General features: G+C 37.2%; 19 protein-coding genes. 7 read left to right on the top strand and 12 right to left on the bottom strand.

What is annotated here, in order from left to right:
• Positions 1 to 153 precede the first annotated feature (153 nt).
• The 5 genes from FN817_RS11530 (at position 154) to FN817_RS11510 (ending at position 3,990) form a co-directional block, all read left to right on the top strand.
• Complete coding sequence (locus FN817_RS11530; protein WP_142718241.1) at positions 154 to 1,014, top strand: PH domain-containing protein; 861 nt, start codon at positions 154 to 156, stop codon at positions 1,012 to 1,014.
• A gap of 9 nt (positions 1,015 to 1,023) precedes the next feature.
• The gene (locus tag FN817_RS11525) at positions 1,024 to 1,872 is read left to right on the top strand and encodes a PH domain-containing protein (protein WP_142718240.1); all 849 of its coding nucleotides are present in this window, start codon (positions 1,024 to 1,026) and stop codon (positions 1,870 to 1,872) included.
• Positions 1,873 to 1,890: 18 nt separating this feature from the next.
• Positions 1,891 to 2,538, top strand: coding sequence for a GNAT family N-acetyltransferase (locus FN817_RS11520; RefSeq protein ID WP_142718042.1), 648 nt, complete (start codon positions 1,891 to 1,893; stop codon positions 2,536 to 2,538).
• 64 nt (positions 2,539 to 2,602) lie between these two features.
• Positions 2,603 to 3,139 carry a PH domain-containing protein gene (locus tag FN817_RS11515; protein WP_142718239.1) on the top strand — a complete coding sequence of 179 codons (537 nt, stop codon included), beginning with the start codon at positions 2,603 to 2,605 and terminating at the stop codon, positions 3,137 to 3,139.
• Positions 3,140 to 3,198: 59 nt separating this feature from the next.
• Positions 3,199 to 3,990 carry a class I SAM-dependent methyltransferase gene (locus FN817_RS11510; protein ID WP_185149910.1) on the top strand — a complete coding sequence of 264 codons (792 nt, stop codon included), beginning with the start codon at positions 3,199 to 3,201 and terminating at the stop codon, positions 3,988 to 3,990.
• Positions 3,991 to 4,084: 94 nt separating this feature from the next.
• Here FN817_RS11510 and FN817_RS11505 read toward each other — a convergent pair whose 3' ends face one another.
• The 3 genes from FN817_RS11505 to FN817_RS11495 form a co-directional block, all read right to left on the bottom strand.
• A complete protein-coding gene (locus tag FN817_RS11505) occupies positions 4,085 to 4,321 on the bottom strand; it encodes a YtxH domain-containing protein (protein WP_047425322.1) in 237 nt (78 codons plus the stop codon).
• A gap of 99 nt (positions 4,322 to 4,420) precedes the next feature.
• Positions 4,421 to 5,263, bottom strand: a complete 843-nt coding sequence (locus FN817_RS11500) for an isoaspartyl peptidase/L-asparaginase (protein WP_142718040.1) — start codon at positions 5,261 to 5,263, stop codon at positions 4,421 to 4,423.
• A 184-nt stretch (positions 5,264 to 5,447) separates the two neighbouring features.
• The gene (locus FN817_RS11495; protein WP_142718238.1) at positions 5,448 to 6,335 is read right to left on the bottom strand and encodes a cyanophycinase; all 888 of its coding nucleotides are present in this window, start codon (positions 6,333 to 6,335) and stop codon (positions 5,448 to 5,450) included.
• A 201-nt stretch (positions 6,336 to 6,536) separates the two neighbouring features.
• Between FN817_RS11495 and cphA the strand changes: the two genes are divergently transcribed.
• Together cphA and FN817_RS23150 are read left to right on the top strand one after the other, a co-directional pair.
• The gene (gene cphA / locus FN817_RS11490; RefSeq protein WP_142718039.1) at positions 6,537 to 9,167 is read left to right on the top strand and encodes a cyanophycin synthetase; all 2,631 of its coding nucleotides are present in this window, start codon (positions 6,537 to 6,539) and stop codon (positions 9,165 to 9,167) included.
• 428 nt (positions 9,168 to 9,595) lie between these two features.
• Positions 9,596 to 9,748: a bacteriocin-like protein gene (locus FN817_RS23150; protein WP_167498851.1), complete on the top strand. Its 153-nt coding sequence runs from the start codon at positions 9,596 to 9,598 to the stop codon at positions 9,746 to 9,748.
• Positions 9,749 to 9,950: 202 nt separating this feature from the next.
• Here the strand turns inward: FN817_RS23150 and FN817_RS11485 are convergent, their stop codons facing one another.
• The 9 genes from FN817_RS11485 to FN817_RS11450 form a co-directional block, all read right to left on the bottom strand.
• Positions 9,951 to 10,409 (bottom strand): hypothetical protein, encoded by a 459-nt coding sequence (locus FN817_RS11485; RefSeq protein WP_142718038.1) that lies wholly within the window; start codon positions 10,407 to 10,409, stop codon positions 9,951 to 9,953.
• A 22-nt stretch (positions 10,410 to 10,431) separates the two neighbouring features.
• The gene (locus FN817_RS11480; RefSeq protein WP_142718037.1) at positions 10,432 to 11,610 is read right to left on the bottom strand and encodes a hypothetical protein; all 1,179 of its coding nucleotides are present in this window, start codon (positions 11,608 to 11,610) and stop codon (positions 10,432 to 10,434) included.
• A gap of 191 nt (positions 11,611 to 11,801) precedes the next feature.
• The gene (locus FN817_RS11475) at positions 11,802 to 12,635 is read right to left on the bottom strand and encodes a type 1 glutamine amidotransferase (RefSeq protein ID WP_142718036.1); all 834 of its coding nucleotides are present in this window, start codon (positions 12,633 to 12,635) and stop codon (positions 11,802 to 11,804) included.
• A 33-nt stretch (positions 12,636 to 12,668) separates the two neighbouring features.
• A complete protein-coding gene (locus tag FN817_RS11470) occupies positions 12,669 to 13,790 on the bottom strand; it encodes a carboxylate-amine ligase (RefSeq protein WP_047385313.1) in 1,122 nt (373 codons plus the stop codon).
• 31 nt (positions 13,791 to 13,821) lie between these two features.
• Complete coding sequence (locus tag FN817_RS11465; protein ID WP_142718035.1) at positions 13,822 to 14,775, bottom strand: ATP-grasp domain-containing protein; 954 nt, start codon at positions 14,773 to 14,775, stop codon at positions 13,822 to 13,824.
• 54 nt (positions 14,776 to 14,829) lie between these two features.
• Positions 14,830 to 15,543: an alpha/beta hydrolase-fold protein gene (locus FN817_RS11460; protein WP_142718034.1), complete on the bottom strand. Its 714-nt coding sequence runs from the start codon at positions 15,541 to 15,543 to the stop codon at positions 14,830 to 14,832.
• A gap of 47 nt (positions 15,544 to 15,590) precedes the next feature.
• A complete protein-coding gene (locus FN817_RS23145; protein ID WP_167498850.1) occupies positions 15,591 to 15,746 on the bottom strand; it encodes a hypothetical protein in 156 nt (51 codons plus the stop codon).
• Between the two features lie 101 nt (positions 15,747 to 15,847).
• Positions 15,848 to 17,062: an ATP-grasp domain-containing protein gene (locus tag FN817_RS11455; protein WP_142718033.1), complete on the bottom strand. Its 1,215-nt coding sequence runs from the start codon at positions 17,060 to 17,062 to the stop codon at positions 15,848 to 15,850.
• A 141-nt stretch (positions 17,063 to 17,203) separates the two neighbouring features.
• Entirely contained in the window at positions 17,204 to 18,619 is a 1,416-nt protein-coding gene (locus FN817_RS11450; RefSeq protein ID WP_142718032.1) for a leucyl aminopeptidase family protein, read from the bottom strand.
• Positions 18,620 to 18,679: the final 60 nt, after the last annotated feature.

Raw genomic sequence — 18,679 nt, 5'->3', positions numbered from 1 at the left:
GCTTTTTTTGTGGTTGTTTTTTTTGATTGATGTTAAGATTTGAATATTTTTGATCCTTACAATCGATTCAGAATTTGTAATTTGGATCAATGTATACGAACAGGGGAAAAATAATGCTTTGTATTCATTAAAAACTATTAAACATAAAACCAGATGAACACTATTTGCGCATTGTGCGGAACAACACTAACGGCAACGGATATGTCTGTAGGCAAAAATAAACTTGCTGACGGTGGTTATTTATGTGCAGGATGTTTTACTAAAGCCGTTACTATCAACAGAGACCTTATTCATAACCTTGATCAGTTTTATTTTGCAGAAATTACAGGAATGATTCTGAAAAGTAAAATTGATGCAAGCCAGACTGCCGGAGGATCCCAATATACAGCAAATAACCATTACAAATATGATGCACCAACCAGGCTGGATGAAATAAAAGATCAGATTGTTGCTCTGAATGCAAGACTGAGTGTTCTTGCCAATGAAGAAGTGAATGAATTGGCGAAAAATCTGGACAGAGATGAAAAACTGCTGGCTATTGCAGAAGGAATTGATCTTCAAACTAACAGGGAAGGAATTATATTTTCAACACAGAAAAGGGTCGCTTTCATTGATAAAAAATTTCTGGGCGGCGTTGTAAAAAATGAATTTCCCCTTCAGGATATTTCTTCTATTGATCATATTGAAAATCTCTTATATTCAATTCTGAAAATCAATACTAATAGAGGTGATGCACAGTTTAAACTGCACAATAAAAATGATGGAAGGACATTTTCCAATGTTAAAAACAGAAGTACAGCCTATTCTGAAAATGAGAGAAGGGATTCAAGTCCATTGCAGGCATTTTCCCAGACGATTCCTGATTTGGTTCAGGAAAATGTATATTCTACAGATAAAGGAGATCCCGGATCTATCTTTGAGCAACTGGAAAAACTGGGTAAACTCAGAGAGATTGGAGTACTGACAGAGGCTGAATTTGCCGAACAAAAGAAAAAATTACTTGATAAATTATAAAAAGAACAGATGAGTAATAACTGTGCATTGTGTAAAACAGAATTAACCTCTATGGATACGCTTTTGGGAGCTAATACGCTTTCCGATGGTAATGTTTTATGCAATAAATGTTTGAATGAAACGAGCAATATCAATGATGAATTGCTGTACAATCTCAATAAATTCAGTATTGATGATATTAATGAAATGCTGAAAACAGAGAAAGCAGAACCGGTTTTGCCAGCAGCAGTAGCAAACGAAACTCTTCCTGTAACGATAGATTCGGATTCAACCCGAATTTCAAAAGAAGTTTACAAACGGAGACAGCGCAAAATAAAATTTGAACTGGAAAAGCTGAATGCCAATCTTTCCATGTTTACCAAAGGAGAAATCAAAGAACTTCCTTATCTGATTTCTGAGGAGGAACAGATAATTGCCATTACAGATGCTCAGTTTGTCAATACATTGGATGCCGGAATATTGGTGGCAACCCCAAAAAGGATGATTTCTGTATCAAAAGGAATGTTTGGTGCAGCAAAGATTAATGATTACCGTAATGAAACTATAAAGTCAGTAAGCTTTGTGACACATCCGAGATCTCCGATCATTAAACTGCATTTGGACGAAAGAGTAGTTGAGTTTGAATGCTATATGGATAAGGAAGATGCTGAGAAGTTCTATGATACTATAAAAAGCATTTATAATAATCCTAAGGAACAGACTCCGAAACAAATTGATACTGCAGGCAAAAGTATTTCAGTGTCATCAGAAGAAATTTTTAATCAGCTTGAGAAATTAGGAAAACTGAGAGAAAACGGGATTTTGACCGATTCCGAATTTGCAGAACAGAAGAAAAAGCTGCTGGAGCAATTGAAATAAAACTTTTAATACCTAATCATGAAGGACAAAGTATCGGCAGAAATAGTAGAAAACTGGCTGAAAGGATGGTGTTTATCAAGAGAAGTGCCTTTTCCTGTTCAGTATAAATCAGGATTCCACGTGATGGTAGGAGATGAAAAACAAAAAGAACGTTTTGTATTTCCTGAACTTAATGATGATTTTTTCCAACTTGCAGATTCAATTGATGAACCCTGGATTTATCTCAAAGTATCTACTTCTCCTGAAGCATTTATAGAGAAAATCCCTGAAAGATGGAAACTGCAGCCACAAGGATATATGATGACTTGTTTTCACCCGATGAATTTCCCGGAAATCAGCTTTGCAGAAGGATATCATTTGGAGTTTTCTGACTATAACACCACTTTTGTTGTCAGGATTGTAGCAGAGAATGGTGAACAGGCTTCTATAGGCCGTGTCTCCCTTGTCAATGGTACTGCTATATATGACAGGATTATTACCGAGAAAAATCATCAAAGGAAAGGGCTCGCTTCCTTTTTATTGAAAGAACTTCAGAAGATTGCTTTATCAAAAGGATTTTCAAATAACCTTTTAGTAGCAACAGAAGAAGGAAAGCGGTTGTATGAAACGTTAGGCTGGAAAATGTATTGCCTGCACACTTCTATCGTAATTCCATCCGAAACGTAATATTTTAACCAAATTAAATATTTAATCACCAATAAATAGTAATTTAGGCTCATAAACTGTTACTATGAGTGAGAAATCAAGACTTGACGAGATAAGAAAGGAACTTAAAAAACTGGATATCAGTCCTACCATATTTGCCCGAAAAGAAATTCATGAGCTGCCGGATATTCTTTCAGCAGACGAAAAAATTGTCTATCTCGTTGAAGGCAGAAATAAAACAAACAATCATCATATCATTCTGGTAGCTACGGACAGAAGATTGATCTTTGTAGATAAGGAATTCATGTACGGATTGAAAGTAGAGGACTTTTCCTACAGCAAAATAAGCTCAATACAATATGAAACAGCAGTGTTGCTGGCTTCCATAGATATTCAGGTAACTGATGATATCGTAGAGATAGATGGAGTAGGAAAGTACCATGCTGAGCTTTTTTGTGAAAAGGTAAGAGATTTTATGTCCCGTCCTGAAGGATCCATTCAAAATAAACCTGAACCCAGTATTTTAGACCAACTCGAACAATTGGGAAGATTAAAAGAATCCGGGGTTTTAAGTGAGGAAGAATTTCTTGACCAAAAGAAAAAGCTCATGGATAAGTTATAATCAGTACGTAAAGTTGCTTTAATAAAAAGCAGAACTAACACTCATTTTAAATTAAAACAATGGAAAATTACTTAGAAATAAATAAAAAGTCATGGAATGCTAAGGTGGAACCACACCTGAAGTCGGATTTTTACTTTGTAGATGAATTTCTGAAAGGTAGAACTTCACTCAACTCAATAGAACTGGAACTTCTGGGAGATATAAAAGGAAAAAGTATTCTGCATTTGCAATGCCATTTTGGGCAGGATTCTATTTCCCTGTCAAGAATGGGTGCTAAAGTGACCGGAATAGATCTTTCTGACCAGGCTATTGATGCAGCTAAAGATCTTGCTCAGAAATGTGGTACAGATACAGAATTTATCTGTTCAGATGTATATGATCTGCCCAGTGTGCTGGATCAGAAATTTGATATCGTGTATACAAGTTATGGCACAATAGGCTGGCTTCCTGATCTTGAAAAATGGGCGGGTGTTATCAGTCATTTCCTAAAACCCGGAGGACAATTTATCATGGCAGAGTTTCATCCGGTTGTCTGGATGTTTGATGATGACTTTACAAAAGTGGTATACAACTATTTTAATGAAAAACCGATTGTAGAAACCTATGAAGGAACTTATGCAGACCAGTCTGCACCCATCGTACAGGAATATGTCATGTGGAATCACTCTTTATCAGAAGTTCTCGATAATCTGGTTAAAAAAGATTTAAAACTGGACACTTTTCAGGAATTTGACTGGTCGCCATATCCTTGCTTCAGACATGTAGATGAATTTGAAAAAGGAAAATGGAGAATTCCACAGTTTGGAAATAAAATACCACTGGTTTTTGCTTTGGCAGCACAGAAAAAATAGAAATTGAATTGAAACTTTTCTAAAATAAAAAGTCATCGTAATATTGATTACGATGACTTTTCCTATATATGAATGTTAAAAAAACTGCTTTTGTCTAGCTTAGAGAATCTTCAGCCTTTGTCTTTACTTCGTCCACTTTATTCTGAACCTGGGAAGCAACGTCATTGGCTTTTGTTTTAAGGTCATTTCCCCATTTGTTAAGATTATCTTTTGCTGTATTGATTTTGTCTTTTACGGCCTGTTGATCTTCAGGGCTTGAATTCTTATATTTCCAATAAGCTAATGCACCTAAACCTAATAAAGCTAATATACCTTTTGTTTTGTTTCCCATGATTTCTATTTTTTTATGTATTAATATTAAAATTTGTTATTACTAATAATGTAAAATACGTGCCAAAAAAATAAATCGACTTATAAAAAAATGTTAAAATTAAGAGAAGACTTCAAAATTTTTGCCATCAAAACTGGCGAAAACCATAGTAGGATAAGAATCCTGATGGTAAAGATTTCCGTCTTTATCAATAGCAATAGCTCCTGCGAATCCATCAATGATTTTTAGTTCATCAAATGTCTTGCTGAAAGCCTGCTCAAGGCTCATCCCATCTGTAATCCTTGTTACAATTTTTGTGGCAGTAGCATTGCTCACGATATCTTCCCCCACACCAGTACAGCTTACGGCACAGAAGGCATTGGCATAATTTCCAGCCACTGTGGCAGAATCTGAAATCCTTCCCGGAATCTCAAAACCTTTTCCGCCTGTAGAGGTTGCAACAGCAAGCTTCCCTTCCTTATCAATCGCTACACAACCTACCGTTCCTTTGCCTCCGTTAGCTAATTTGGCTTCATATTCACTTCTTCTCTGAGGGATTTCTGTTGAAAAATTCTCAAAACCATGTTCCGTAGCGTAGATTTTAGCACCATGACCTCCCAAAACCCGGTCGTCTTCCCCAATAAGAGCTTTGGCAACCAAAATAGGGTTCTTTGCATCCTGAATATTGATAACTCCGCTTAGCTTTTGAGTTTCTCCATTCATAATAGCAGCACTCATCCTGATAACACCATCGCTTTGGATCTGAGAACCGATTCCTGCATTGTATAACGGATCGTCTTCCAGCAATGAAACGGCATAAGCAACGGTATCAAAAGCTGAATGAGTTGTAAGATAATCAAATGCTTTTTGGGCAATTTCTTTTAAAGAATCCTGTTTTGCGGTTTTTACTTCATGGCTTTGGTCGCTTTCTGAGAAAAAACCTCCGTGGATAATGATTTTCATAATAGATAAGGGTTTCGTGTTCCGTAGCTTTGGGTTTATTGCTGTCAATTATTACAAAGCCTGGTTTAAATAGGAAGAAAAGATAAGAAATTTATTCATATCCTGTATTAATACGAGTTTCGTGTTGCGGGATTTCGAGCTTATTGTCTTTTAAAAATCGAATCTCAAAACCCCGCAACCCGTACTACTTATCCTGCGGTATCGGATTAAACTGAGAATTTTCAATAGTTAATGTCTTCGTGGTAAGATCATAGTGATCATTCATAGACATGACATGTACTGTTAAATTATCAATAGAAATAGGCTCCCCAAGATTGATATTGGTAAGATTGGTATCTTTAATAAATCTTCCGTCTACCAGAATGACAAGACCGGAACCTACAGCGGTCATTACATCATTATGGATGAAAAGCCCTGTATCTTCTCCAAGTCCTATTCCCAGCGTTCTCGGATTGTTGACTACAGCCTGGAAAAGACGTCCGATTCTGCCACGTTGTACAAAGTGGGTATCAATAATGACATTATCAATCAAACCTAATCCTTGTGTGGTTTTGATTTCTCCTTTCAATAATGCTTCAGAACTGCTTCCCTGATAGATCATATTTTCAGATGCTGCTGCAGCTCCCGCAGAAGTTCCGGAATAAATAAAATCCTGCTCCTGGTATTTTAATAAAATCGTATCATGAAATCTTGTTCCTCCAAGAATAGAAGTCAGCCTCAGCTGGTCTCCTCCTGTGAACATCATCACATCGGCAGCATTGGCTCTTGCCACCATGGCATCAGAATTGGCTTCTTCACGATTATGGATGTCGAGAACGTTTACATTTTTAGCACCAAGGAATTCAAATGCTTTTTTATATTCGGTGCCTACAATCTGAGGGATTTGAGAGGCGGTTGTAACAATTTCAATGACAGAGTTTTCCTTAAGCCTTGATTCGTTGATGATCTTTCTTAAGATCCCACGCTCAAAAAAATTAAGATTTTTTTCTATATTCTGATCATAATCGGTCTCAGCAAAACTGCCTTTGTTTACAGCGCCTCCGATAACTATTAATTTTCCAACAGGTTTCATCATTGTACAAAATTAAAAAATAATTCACATTCATTGGCTAATTTCGTGCCATCTTTAGTTGATTTTTAATGTTTTAGAAATGTTAATTAAAATTAATTTTTTTTTAACGAATCTTTAAATGTGGTATAGTTTCGTTTAGGGTTTTACATTATCTTTGGCTATGAAAGGAGTTATTGTTAACTGTTAAAATGCCAATAGACTATGAAAATCGAAAAGATTCAGGCACTACGCGGTCCAAACATCTGGAGCATCAGAAGAAAGAAGCTGATACAGATGAGGTTAGACTTAGAAGAAATGGAGAATTATCCTACCAATAAAATCGAAGGATTCAGGGAAAGGATTGAAAAATTAATACCCTCATTGATTACCCATCGATGCTCGGAAGGAGTGGAAGGTGGTTTTTTTCATAGAGTGGAAACCGGAACCTGGATGGGGCATGTCATTGAGCATATCGCTTTGGAAATACAGACCTTAGCGGGAATGGATGTGGGGTTTGGTAGAACCCGGGAAACAAAAACTCCGGGGGTATATAATGTAGTTTTTAATTATATTGAAGAAAATGCAGGAATTTACGCTGCTGAAGAAGCAACGAAAATTGCAGAAGCCCTGATAGAAGGGAATGATTATGATTTAAATGCCTGTATTCACAGATTAAAAGAAATCAGAGAACGTGTCCGCCTTGGGCCTTCTACAGGAAGTATTGTAGAAGAAGCTGCTTCCCGAAGAATACCCTGGATCAGACTGGGAACAAATTCTCTGGTACAATTGGGTTACGGAGTAAATCAGCAAAGATTTCAGGCTACCATTACCGGAAAAACAAGTTCTATTGCCGTTGATATCGCGTGTAATAAAGAATTAACCAAAAGAATGCTTCATGATGCTGCTATTCCGGTACCGATTGGTGATTTGGTGGTAGACGAAGAAGGATTAAATGCTGTGATCAGAAAAATTGGCTATCCGATTGTTTTAAAGCCTTTGGATGGAAATCACGGAAAAGGTTCTTCTATTAATGTTACTGAATGGGAATCCGCTAAAATAGGTCTGGAACATGCTCAGAAATATTCCAGAAAAGTAATTGTTGAAAAATATATTACAGGTTATGATTTCCGTATATTGGTCATTAATAACAAGATGGTGGCAGCAGCAAGAAGAGTTCCAGCCCATGTTGTAGGAGACGGCGAACTGAATCTTCAACAGCTTATTGAAAAAGAAAACAAAGACCCGAGAAGAGGTTATGGCCATGAAAATGTCCTTACTGAGATTGAGGTAGATAAAGATACTTTGGAACTTCTTGAAAAGCTTCAATATACATTGGAAACCATTCCTCAAAAGGGAGAAGTGGTCTACCTGAAGTCAACGGCGAATCTTTCAACCGGAGGAACATCCATTGATGTAACAGATATGGTACATCCGGAAAATATCACAATGGCGGAAAGAATCTCCAAAATTATCGGATTGGATGTATGCGGTATTGATGTGATGGCAGAGAATTTAACCCAGCCTTTAAAAGAAAGTGGCGGAGCTATTATTGAAGTGAATGCTGCACCTGGGTTCAGAATGCACCTGGCACCAAGTGAAGGGCTTCCAAGAAACGTAGCTGCACCGGTGGTAGATATGCTTTATCCGCAAGGGAAACCTTTTACCATTCCAATTATTGCCGTGACAGGGACTAACGGGAAAACAACAACTACAAGACTTATTTCACATATTGTAAAAAGTAATGGATACAGAGTGGGATTCACAACTTCGGACGGAATTTACATTCAAAATACCATGTTGTCAAAAGGAGATACTACAGGACCGCTTTCAGCAGAATTTATCTTGAAAGATCCAACAGTAGAATTTGCCGTGCTGGAAACTGCCAGAGGTGGAATTTTACGTTCCGGACTTGGCTTTTCACAATGTGATATCGGGGTTTTGACCAATATTGAGGAAGATCATCTGGGAATGAATGACATTCACAGCTTGAAGGATCTTACCAAAGTAAAACGTGTTGTACTCGATAGCGTTAAAAAAAGTGGCTGGAGCGTGCTGAACGCGGATAATCAATATTCCATGAAGATCGTGAATGATCTTGATTCTAATGTGGCTATCTTCAGTATGGATGAAAACAACCCTCATATCGTAAAGTTTGCCAAAGAAGGAAAGATCACCTGCGTATATGAAGAAGGATTCGTCACTATTAAAAAAGGAGACTGGAAGATCAGAATAGGAAAAGCTAAAGATTTCCCGATCACGATGGAAGGAAAAGCCCGGTTCATGATTGAAAACGTATTGGCGGCTAGTTTGGCAAGTTACCTTTATGGATTTGGAATTGAAGATATTTCCAATTCTTTGAGGACCTTTATTCCAAGTGCTCAGCTTACGCCGGGAAGACTGAATGTTTTTAAATTCAAAAACTTTAAAGTACTGATCGACTTTGCTCATAATCCTTCAGGATACGAAGCTATTGAAGACTATCTGAAAAATGTGGAGTCTACAAAGAAGATTGGAATTATATCCGGTGTCGGAGACAGAAGAGATAACGATATCAGAGAATGCGGAAAGATTGCAGGAAGAATGTTTGATTATATTATCATCCGGAATGAAAAACATCTTCGCGGAAGAACGGAAGAGGAAATCAACGGGTTGATTATCGAAGGTATTAACGCTGCAGGCAGAGATGTCAGCTATGAGATCATTCCTAAAGAAATTGAAGCATTGAAACATGCTATGGGAATGGCTGAAGAAGGAACGTTTATCACGGCATTAAGTGATGTTATTTCCAATGCCATTGATCTGGTACAGGAATACCAAGCCAAGGAGTTGCTGGAAGACGATAAAAATGTGTAAATACATCTTTATATAACTTATTAAAATTGCAATACGGAATTAATAAAACGTATTGCAATTTTTATATCTAGTGTATCTAAATTTACAGGTCATAATTTTTCGCTACAAGATTAAAAATATTTAATTCACTGTATTTACGGGTTCCGTAGAGCTTAGGAAATATAACTTATCCATATATTTTTATTATTTGTACAAACTAAAAGGATACGTCAAGTTTTTTAATGCCTGCCTTTTTTGGAAGGTTTTTATTTGTAGGAGGGCACACCCGAATGAAATAAGAGACAATCTTTAATAAATTTTTTCATCTTTTTAAGATACTCTTTTATTGGACATTTTTTGTTTACGGAAACCCGTAACCGATATTTTTTATGTTAAATCTCTAATTGAAGAATAATTGTTATATTTGACTCTAAACTAAAATCAAAACCATGAAAAATTTAAAGAAAATTTCTAAGGAGAAATTAAGAAGTATTAATGGAAAAGGGGGATGTCCTCCAGGTTGGCGTGATTGCCCTATGCCGTGGGGTGATGATAAAGTATGTATCCCGCATGACAACCAAATGGCATGTCCGGATTTATAAATACGATCCCTCACTGCGAGGGATTTTTTGTTACTGTATTTCAAGTTGATATTTACCTTTAAGCATTTTCAACAAAGCTTTTTTGAGCTCCTTCTCATGCTATATTGTTTTCTGATCAACTTTTATTACGAAAGATAAATTCATAGAAGATTACAAGAATCAGAAAAAATAGAACCTCCGGAAATTTCGGAGGTTTTTGTTTTTATAAGCTTTCCCAGGTTTTCTTTATACTCTGCATTTTTTTAAGATAAAAATATAAAGGAATGAGTTCTAATCTGAGCGTAAAGCTGATCGTTGGAATGGTAAACGGTATAATTGCCATCATAATGAGACAAATGGCAATTCCTATGATTGCATCAACTATTGCAGCCTGTACTGCCCATTTTTGCTCAAACCAGAGTCCATAGGCAACAATACCTTTGAACAGAAATAAAAAGCTGATCAAAAGCCCCGTCATTGAATAAGGATGATTAGCATTGATCCCGTATATCGATAAAGAGACATGAGTCAGCAGAGAACCTGCAATCAATAAAATCGCAGATACTGCGCCTCCGATTAAAAAGATCCATAAGAAAATTTTAATCCAGGTGGGTAATAAGTTTCTTCTTCGCGTTAAACTGTTGTTGTCAAATTCTGCAAAAGCAGTCGACTTTTCTTCCATGTATTATTAGTTTTAAATTTTTTTATCCAAAAAATGCATTCGAACTTCCGATCCAGATGGCATCTTTTTTATTGAAATCCACATTTACCATTGCAGCTTTGGTCATTCTTCCCAAATTTTCCAATAGAATAGGGCGTTCGTCATTTTCCCGCCAAATATACAACAAACGGATCTCTGCTTTTGAAAATTCTCCGTTGATATCTTCAAAAATTGATTCATAGTACACTTTTCTCTGCAAAATATAATTTTCTTTATCCTGAATAGAGTCTGTAACTTCTTTTGTCGGATTTAAATTAACCCCGCTTCCTGCAAATGAAAACAGAGGCTTCAATACAAAGTCTTCAAGGTTTTCATTTTCAGGAAATTCATGCAGAAAATAACTCTTTGGAACAAACTGATGCTGTAATAAAGGCAAAAGGAATTTTGAGATTTTAAAGAACCAGTTGGGATGAGTGATCCATTTAACATCTACTTCCTCACGGAAATCAAACTCTGTGGTAAGATCCGGAATATTGTCCAGTTCATCAAAGATAACACGGTTGTAAATTCTTTTGATTTCGGTAAGCTTTCCATTATTTTCATAATACAGTTTCCTGCCTTCTTTTTTTACTTTCGTGAGACATACGGTTTTTATTCCCAATAATTTTTCTGTTAAAGCAAAATCAATTGCTGTTTTCTGTTTTTCCGGGAATATTTCAAGTAGGATTACATTTTCAGGATTTTCATCACCTACAATCAGTTCTTTCAAATAGTTTTTAAAGGTTTCATGAGGCATCGGATTTCTGATTTCCGAAAGAAAAGGGTAGACTTCACAATAGGTTTCTTCATACACTTTCTGAAAAGCATACAAAGAAGGAAACGCCTGAAGTTCTATCAGCTGAGGTTCTATTTCTCCATTTTCACTTTTGCAGACTCCGAAATCTATGGTGAAAAAATGAGGCTGGTCCGTATCATTGGGAACCCTACAGTTGTCAGGTATGGCTTTCTGAAGTACTTCTGGAGGCATGGCCTTGATCTGGCTGATGATGCTTTCGCTGGCATCGATAAGTTTACTTTCAAACTCTTTAGTCAAAAAAATAGGGCTTTCTGAAACCCTGAAAGTAGGTGCTGTACCTCCTTTTTCTGCCAGTATATTTTTTAATTGATTATACTTTTCATCCGAAAACTCCTGATTGTACTGTTTTCTGTATTTTGGGATCATATTTTTTCTTTTGTGATGTTAAAAAAATCGAACATTGCTGCCCGATTGTTATATATAGTAAGGAGCTGGAAGCTGGGAGAGGGAAGTTCTTAAATATGAAAATATTTAGACTATCAGTTCATGAATAAAAGCATTTTCAGTAGTCTTAACTGAAAATAACTTCCGGCATCCTTCTTCCAGCTTCCAGCCTTCTAAGCCAAAGTCTCAGCTCCTTTCAAAATGTTTTTTTTTGCAAACTGAAGAAATCTCGGAAGAATCTGCTGTCTGGTAAGAATGATTTTATCGTCGTCGTCTATTCTGTCGATAGTTTCAAGATATTTCTCCATACCGAAATTTTCAATCATAGCTTCTCTGTTTTTTTCATCTTTCAGATTTTCGATCAAAGATTCAGGATTGGCTTCAGGGTGAAACTGTGTTCCGAATATTTCTTCTGAAAAGCGAACGGCCATTACCGCTCTTTCCAGATTGATGTGAGGACGGAACTTTTCAATCGCCATGATAGTCATTCCAAGTTCTTCAAAACGGTCATGATCCGGCTCTATAAACTGATACGCTCTGGAATCTACTGCATAAAAAGGATCCTGAAGGTTTTTGAACAGGAATTCATCTTTGCCTTCATCTGTTTTATGAACAGGCATTACTCCAAAGGAATAAGACTTTCTTTTGCAGATATTACCCAGATTCCAGTGAATACTTGCCAACTGGAATGAATGGCAGATCAGGAAAAGGTATTTTTTATCTTCACTGAATTTATTATGCTCTAAAACGGAATTCAGAAAACAGGCAAATCTGTCTTCCCATGCAAGACCTTCCCGATGTGGGTTTCCCGGTCCTCCGGAAGAAATGAAAATATCAAAGTCTCCAATCTCCGGCATTTCATCTTTAAACCTCACATCAAATGTCTTGATGACAACATTTTCTTCAGAGTTCTGCTGAAATGCTTCAGAAATTTCTTTAATGTTTCTAAAACCTTGATTCACATGATTGTTGTTCATGTCCAGCAGAGCAATTCGAATATCTTTCATTACATCATATTTTTTGTAAAGTTACCAAAAATATTATGAAGCAGTTTCACCATGTGTTATACCATACTCTGTTTCAGAGATCATATAATCAACGACTTTCGTGAGATCACCCGTCTCCTTGAAGATCTGAAGCTGTCTGTCTGCGCCGGTTCCGTTTTCCAAAATTTTCCAGGCATATTCCACCTCGTGGCGGCATCCCAGATCATCTACCACATCATCAATAAACTCTAAAAGTTCTTTTAACAAATGAGGATATGGAACAGATTCTTCTTTTCCGAAATCAATCAGATGGGCTTCAATACCACTTTTGGAAGCACGCCATTTATTTTCGTTCAACAGCAGTCTTCTGTAGCTTCTGAAGCTCAGATTTTGCTGGTGCAGCTTATAAATTTTAGCAACAAGGCACTGCATGATAGCAGCAAGACATACCGTTTCATCAATTCTCAACGGCATATCACAAATTCTGAATTCAATGGTAGGGTAGAACGGATGCACACGTAGATCCCACCATATTTTCTTAGCATTATCGATGGTTCCTGTTTTCACCAGAAGATCTACATAACTGTCGAATTCTGCCAGAGAGTTAAAATAACTTGGAATACCGGTTCTCGGGAATTTCACGAAGATTTCCTGTCTGTAAGATTTAAATCCTGTGTATCTTCCGATCCAGAATGGTGAATTGGTAGAAAGGGCATACACGTGAGGAAGAAAGTAACGCATTACATTTTGAATTCTCACCCCTTCTTCACGATTAGGAATTCCAATGTGAACATGCAGACCAAAAATAAGGTTTTCACGGGCTACGTCTCCCATGTCATCCACGATTTTGATGTATCTTTCTCCCTGGGTGATATTGTTATCTGACCAATGTGAAAAAGGATGGGTGCCTCCTCCGGAAACGCGCAACCCCTGTTCGTGGGCGATATTGATAAGATGACGTCTTAAATTCGTCAATTCTGCTCTGGCTTCCTGAATATTCTGGCAGATTCCTGTTTCCATTTCAATCATGGATTCGTGCATTTCGTGCTTTAAATTTTCACTTAAAACCGCTTTGCCGCCTTCAATGATTTTTGAAACGTGAGAAACCAGATCTCTGCTTTCAACATCAATGATCTGATATTCTTCTTCAATTCCAATAGTAAACTGATGATGCATTTTTCTTGTGTTTTTTAATTCTTTTTGAATGTTATTTAATGGAATCTTTCACAAAGGTTCCCCAGGTAATATTAGGTTTCCCCGGAACATATTCTTTAGCTTTTTCTACAGCCAGCTTTGCTGCGTGTTCTATAATCCATGCAAAATTTTCTTCCCCTACAGAATTTCTGTCCGCATCCGGAGCGGGGTTGCAGAAGTCAATTGCATAAGGGATACCATCTCTTACGGCAAATTCTACCGTGTTGAAGTCATATCCCAACGCCTCATTCATGGTAATGGTATAATCATGGATGGTTTTCAGCAGTTTTTCAAGTTCTTTACCTTCTGTCTGGTGCGTGGTAGCATATCTCAGATGAGGTGCATTTCTCGGTTCGTAAGGCATGATGTGAACATATTTTCTGCCCAGACAGTACACTCTGTAATAATCATCAAAGATTATTTCTTCCTGTACCATCATCACCAGCTGTTCCGTTTCGCCTAATTTGTTCCAAAGATCATCCGGGTTTTCTACTCTGTATACATTTTTCCAGCCACCGCCATCGTGAGGCTTCATGTATGCCGGAAATCCTACATAATTAAAGATATATTCCCAGTCATGCGGAAACTTGAGATTTCTGAATGAAGTTTCAGAAGTATTGTCCGGTCTTTCGTGTGACGGAAGCAGAACAGTCTTAGGAAGCGGAATACCAAGTTTAGACATCAGGGCATTGTTGAAAAATTTTTCATCAGCGCTCCACCAGAATGGATTGTTGATTACATAAGTGCCATTAAGTGCGGCATTTTTCAGGTAAGCCCTGTAAAAGGGAACGTCCTGCGAAATTCTGTCGATGATTACCGCATAACCATAATCTGCACCCTGTTCTAATTTGTCGATGGTAACGGGTTCAGCTATGATTTCTCCACCTCCCAGCTCATTCACTTTGTCTATAAATGCCCAGGGAAACGTGTCTTCCATACCGAAAAGAATTCCTACTTTTTTTGCCATAATTTTTGTTTTTAAGATGGGTGTATATTTTTTTCTATTTGTCTTTCTATTGTTTTAAGAGAAAAAGTTTCCAATAAAGGTTGGGAATACCATTCTCCACAGCGGCCAGTCGTGGCCTATCCATTTTCTTTCGTCATACCAGAAGTCGATTCCTTTCAGTCTTAAAATTTCGGCCATTTCAACATTTTTATCTTTACAGATATCCTGATCAGAAGTGCTGAGTACAATATGCATGTGTTTATATTTCCAGGCTTCATCATTTCTTACAAATTCCCTCGGACAGTTGAAGTAAACCATTTCATCAGAATAGCCGTCCATAAAATTTCTTATACTGAACGCTCCTGAAAGGCAGAACAGATGAGAAACCACATCAGGAAATCTGAATGCAAAATTGGCAGCGTGATATCCTCCAAAACTGGCTCCGGCCACTGCTACACGATGGGTTTTATGGAGTTTCTGGATATAGGGAACAAATTCCTGGATCAGAAACTGTACATACCGTTCATAGTTTCTTATTCTTTGCTGGGGAGATATTTTGTCATCATAAAAGCTCCAGCTGTCGATGGTCTGAACATTGTAAAGCTTTACTTTTCCCTGTTCTATAAACCAATTGATGCTTCCGTTAAGGTGGAAATCATGATTCTGGGTATATTGTCCCTGAGAAGTAGGAAACATGATGATAGGATGGCCGTAATGTCCGGTCACTTCTACCTTGAGGCTGATTCCCAATATATTTGAATAATACTCTGTATGTTCTATATGAGGCATTTTTCTTTGTTTAATTTTAATACTGTGCTTATATTAACCTGATAAATTCAATTCCTCTCAAGTTGATCTTTTTCTAAAATATCCAGTACGATTGTTCCTGATTCTGGATGCTCCGGAAAAATATTTTCTTTAAAAATCCATTTTGATCCGGGCTTTTTGGCATGAGTTGAATCTACAACTGATAATATGTTTTGCTTTGCCATTTTCCGGGATTGATGTTCTCTAAATTACGTTTTACGATGGAAACTTCTGACAGACTGTATATTATGAATTCAATAACATTTTGAATCTCAGGATTCATGATTTATGAACTGAGCTTATTGCTTTTCGGAGGGAGAATATTCAGCATATCTGCATGAATCATTTCTGCTGCAGAGTCCAGCCTCTCCTGTACCACGGAGGCATCACCGGATTTGTAAACAATCCCGACGTGATAATCTATCGGAAGAAATTTTACAACTTCTTCACATTCAAAACTGCTGTAATCAGGTTCTTTATCTTTAATCAGAGCAACAATCAGCCCTGAGTAATATCCTGTGGGTGGTGAAACACTGTAATCACTGCCTCTCAGAAGAGCATCTTCAATTTTAGCCCATTCTCTCCAGATATTGATGCCGCTTGATGCTTCTACCAAGTCCGGAATATGAGCACCGCCAACCCTTGATGAGGTTTCAAGGAAATACCAGTTGCCGTCTTCTTTTCCAAGGATAAATTCGGTATGGGTAGCGCCATTGATCAATCCGAAATTCGAAAGAACTCTGGCATTAATTTCTTCCAATGCCTTAAATTCCTCGGAATACCGGCCTAAAGTCTTGGACCGGAATACACCGCCTTCATGAGAAACCTGCATAGGAGGAGCAAGGTATTTTGAGGCAGAAGTAAATACAATTTTTTTATTAAAAGTAAGGCTGTCCACATGGTAAACATCTCCGGGCTTAAAACTTTCCAGTAAAAAAAGATGACGCTCTTCTCCCAGTGTTTCTAATGCCTCATAAAGCTGTTCCTTGGAAGTTATTTTCTTAATTCCTGATGCTGATGCTTCAGAGCGGGGTTTCAGTACCCATGGCGCAGGAACGCGGTCTGTAAAATCGTTGACTTCATTATCATTGAATACAGCTGTAAATTCAGGAACACTGATCTCTGAATCTTTTGCTTTCTGCCGCATAGCCAGTTTATCCCTGAAATATCGGTGGGTGGTCTGTCCCATTCCCGGAATACGGAATGTCTCCCTGATTAATGCTGCTTTTTCTACATCATAATCATCCAATGCCACTACAGCATCTACTTTTCTGGTTTTCATCAGGTGGGAAAATCCCTGAATCAGATGCTCCAGATTCCATACAGACGGCTTGAGTTCCGGCATGTAAAATACCTCATCAATCGCATGCCAGGGCCAGTTTTTTTCTTTAAGGTTTTCAGAAGTTACTAAGATGATTTTATTGCCGAGATTCTTCATTTCGTCCATAAAATCGTAGCCTTTATAATAGCACGAAATACATACAATAGTTTTCTTCTCCATATAATGTTTTTTAAGATTTAGTGAATTTTCAAAAATAAAAGCATTTATTTGTTATTTTATCAATATCATAAAATGTAATATCGTGCGGTTTTGAAAATCCACTAATCAATTATACAGAGTTTTTTTGTAAAAAACTAATTTTTAATGATAATTTTCAATTAAATTCACGAGGAGTTGAACCCCAAATCCTGTTGCTGCTTTCTCCTTGGCATATCCTACGTTTCCAAATGCTACTCCGGCAATGTCCAAATGAGCCCAACCAGGATGATTTTCAGTGAATTGCTCTAGAAATTTTGCGGCAATAATGCAGTCTCCTACAGGCTTCAGAGAGATGTTTTTCATATCGGCTACATCAGACTGAATATCATCTTTCCAGACATCCCATAAAGGAAGATTCCATACTCTCTGGTTGGTTTGATCTCCTGTTTTTATCAGATTGTTTTTCAATTCTTCATTATTGGAAAACATCGCAGCACAGGTGTCACCAAACATTCTTACAGAACTTCCTGTGAGAGTAGCCAGATCAATCAGAAAATCTGTTTTGTAGTTTTTGGAAAGATAAGATAATCCGTCTGCAAGGATCAGTCGGCCTTCAGCATCGGTATCAAGTACTTCAATGGTTTTTCCGTTGTATGCTGTGATTACATCACTTGGAAGCAGGGCTTTTTCAGAAACAGCATTGTCTGTAATAGGAAGAACAGCAATAATGTTCACAGGAAGCTGCACTTCTGCAGCATAAATTAAAGTACCCAAAACAGCTGTAGCTCCTCCCATATCAGATTTCATATAATGCAGATTGGCAGAGCTTTTTATGGATATTCCTCCGGTATCAAACAATACACATTTTCCAACCAGTCCGAAAGTCTTGGCGTTTTTGACTGTAGTTTTATACTCTAAAATAGTGAACGCTGCATCGTAGGCACTTCCCTGATTGACTGAAAGATAAGCACCCAATCCAAGTTCTTCACATTTTTTTCTGTTGAAAACCGTGTACTTTAACTCATATTTTTTTGCCAGATTTTTAAGATATGCACTTAAGATATCCGGTTTTTTAAGATTGGCCGGTTTGTTGAGCCAGTCCTGGCAGGCCGTTTGTCCATTTACCAGTGCTTCCGTTTTCTGGCTGATATGATCTAGTTTTTTCTGACTTAAATTCTCAAAATGTAATTCAAATTTTACATTCCAGAAAGTATGTTTTTTCTCAAAAGGGTAGTTGTAAGTCCCAATCAATAATCCTTTTGTAAATTCTTCAAATTGTTTTTCATTCATAAAATCTGCCAGAGCCAGCGTAGGTACTGCCTGCAGTTTTTCTTTCTGTGTCTGTGAGAATTTGGCTGCAACCTGCTGGATTTCGAAATTCTGTAACGTAGATTTTCCTAATCCAATGAAATAGGTAACTCCTTCTTCATGAGCATTGATGAAAACTTCATACTTCTTTCCTGTGAAAAATGTTGATATATTTTTGTTGAAATTTTTACTGGATTTTGTCCATTCTTCCTCTGTAAATAGGTGGAAGACTTGGGTGTAATTTTTGTTTTTTTTATTGATTAGTTTCATAAATAGATGTATATTGTCTAAATTCATTTCCGCCGCTGCCTTCATTTGTTACTGATTGCC

This window comes from Chryseobacterium rhizoplanae (assembly GCF_900182655.1).
Lineage (GTDB): Bacteria > Bacteroidota > Bacteroidia > Flavobacteriales > Weeksellaceae > Chryseobacterium > Chryseobacterium rhizoplanae.
Note: the sequence above shows the minus strand (reverse complement) of the source record. Positions and strands in the feature narration are given on the sequence as shown.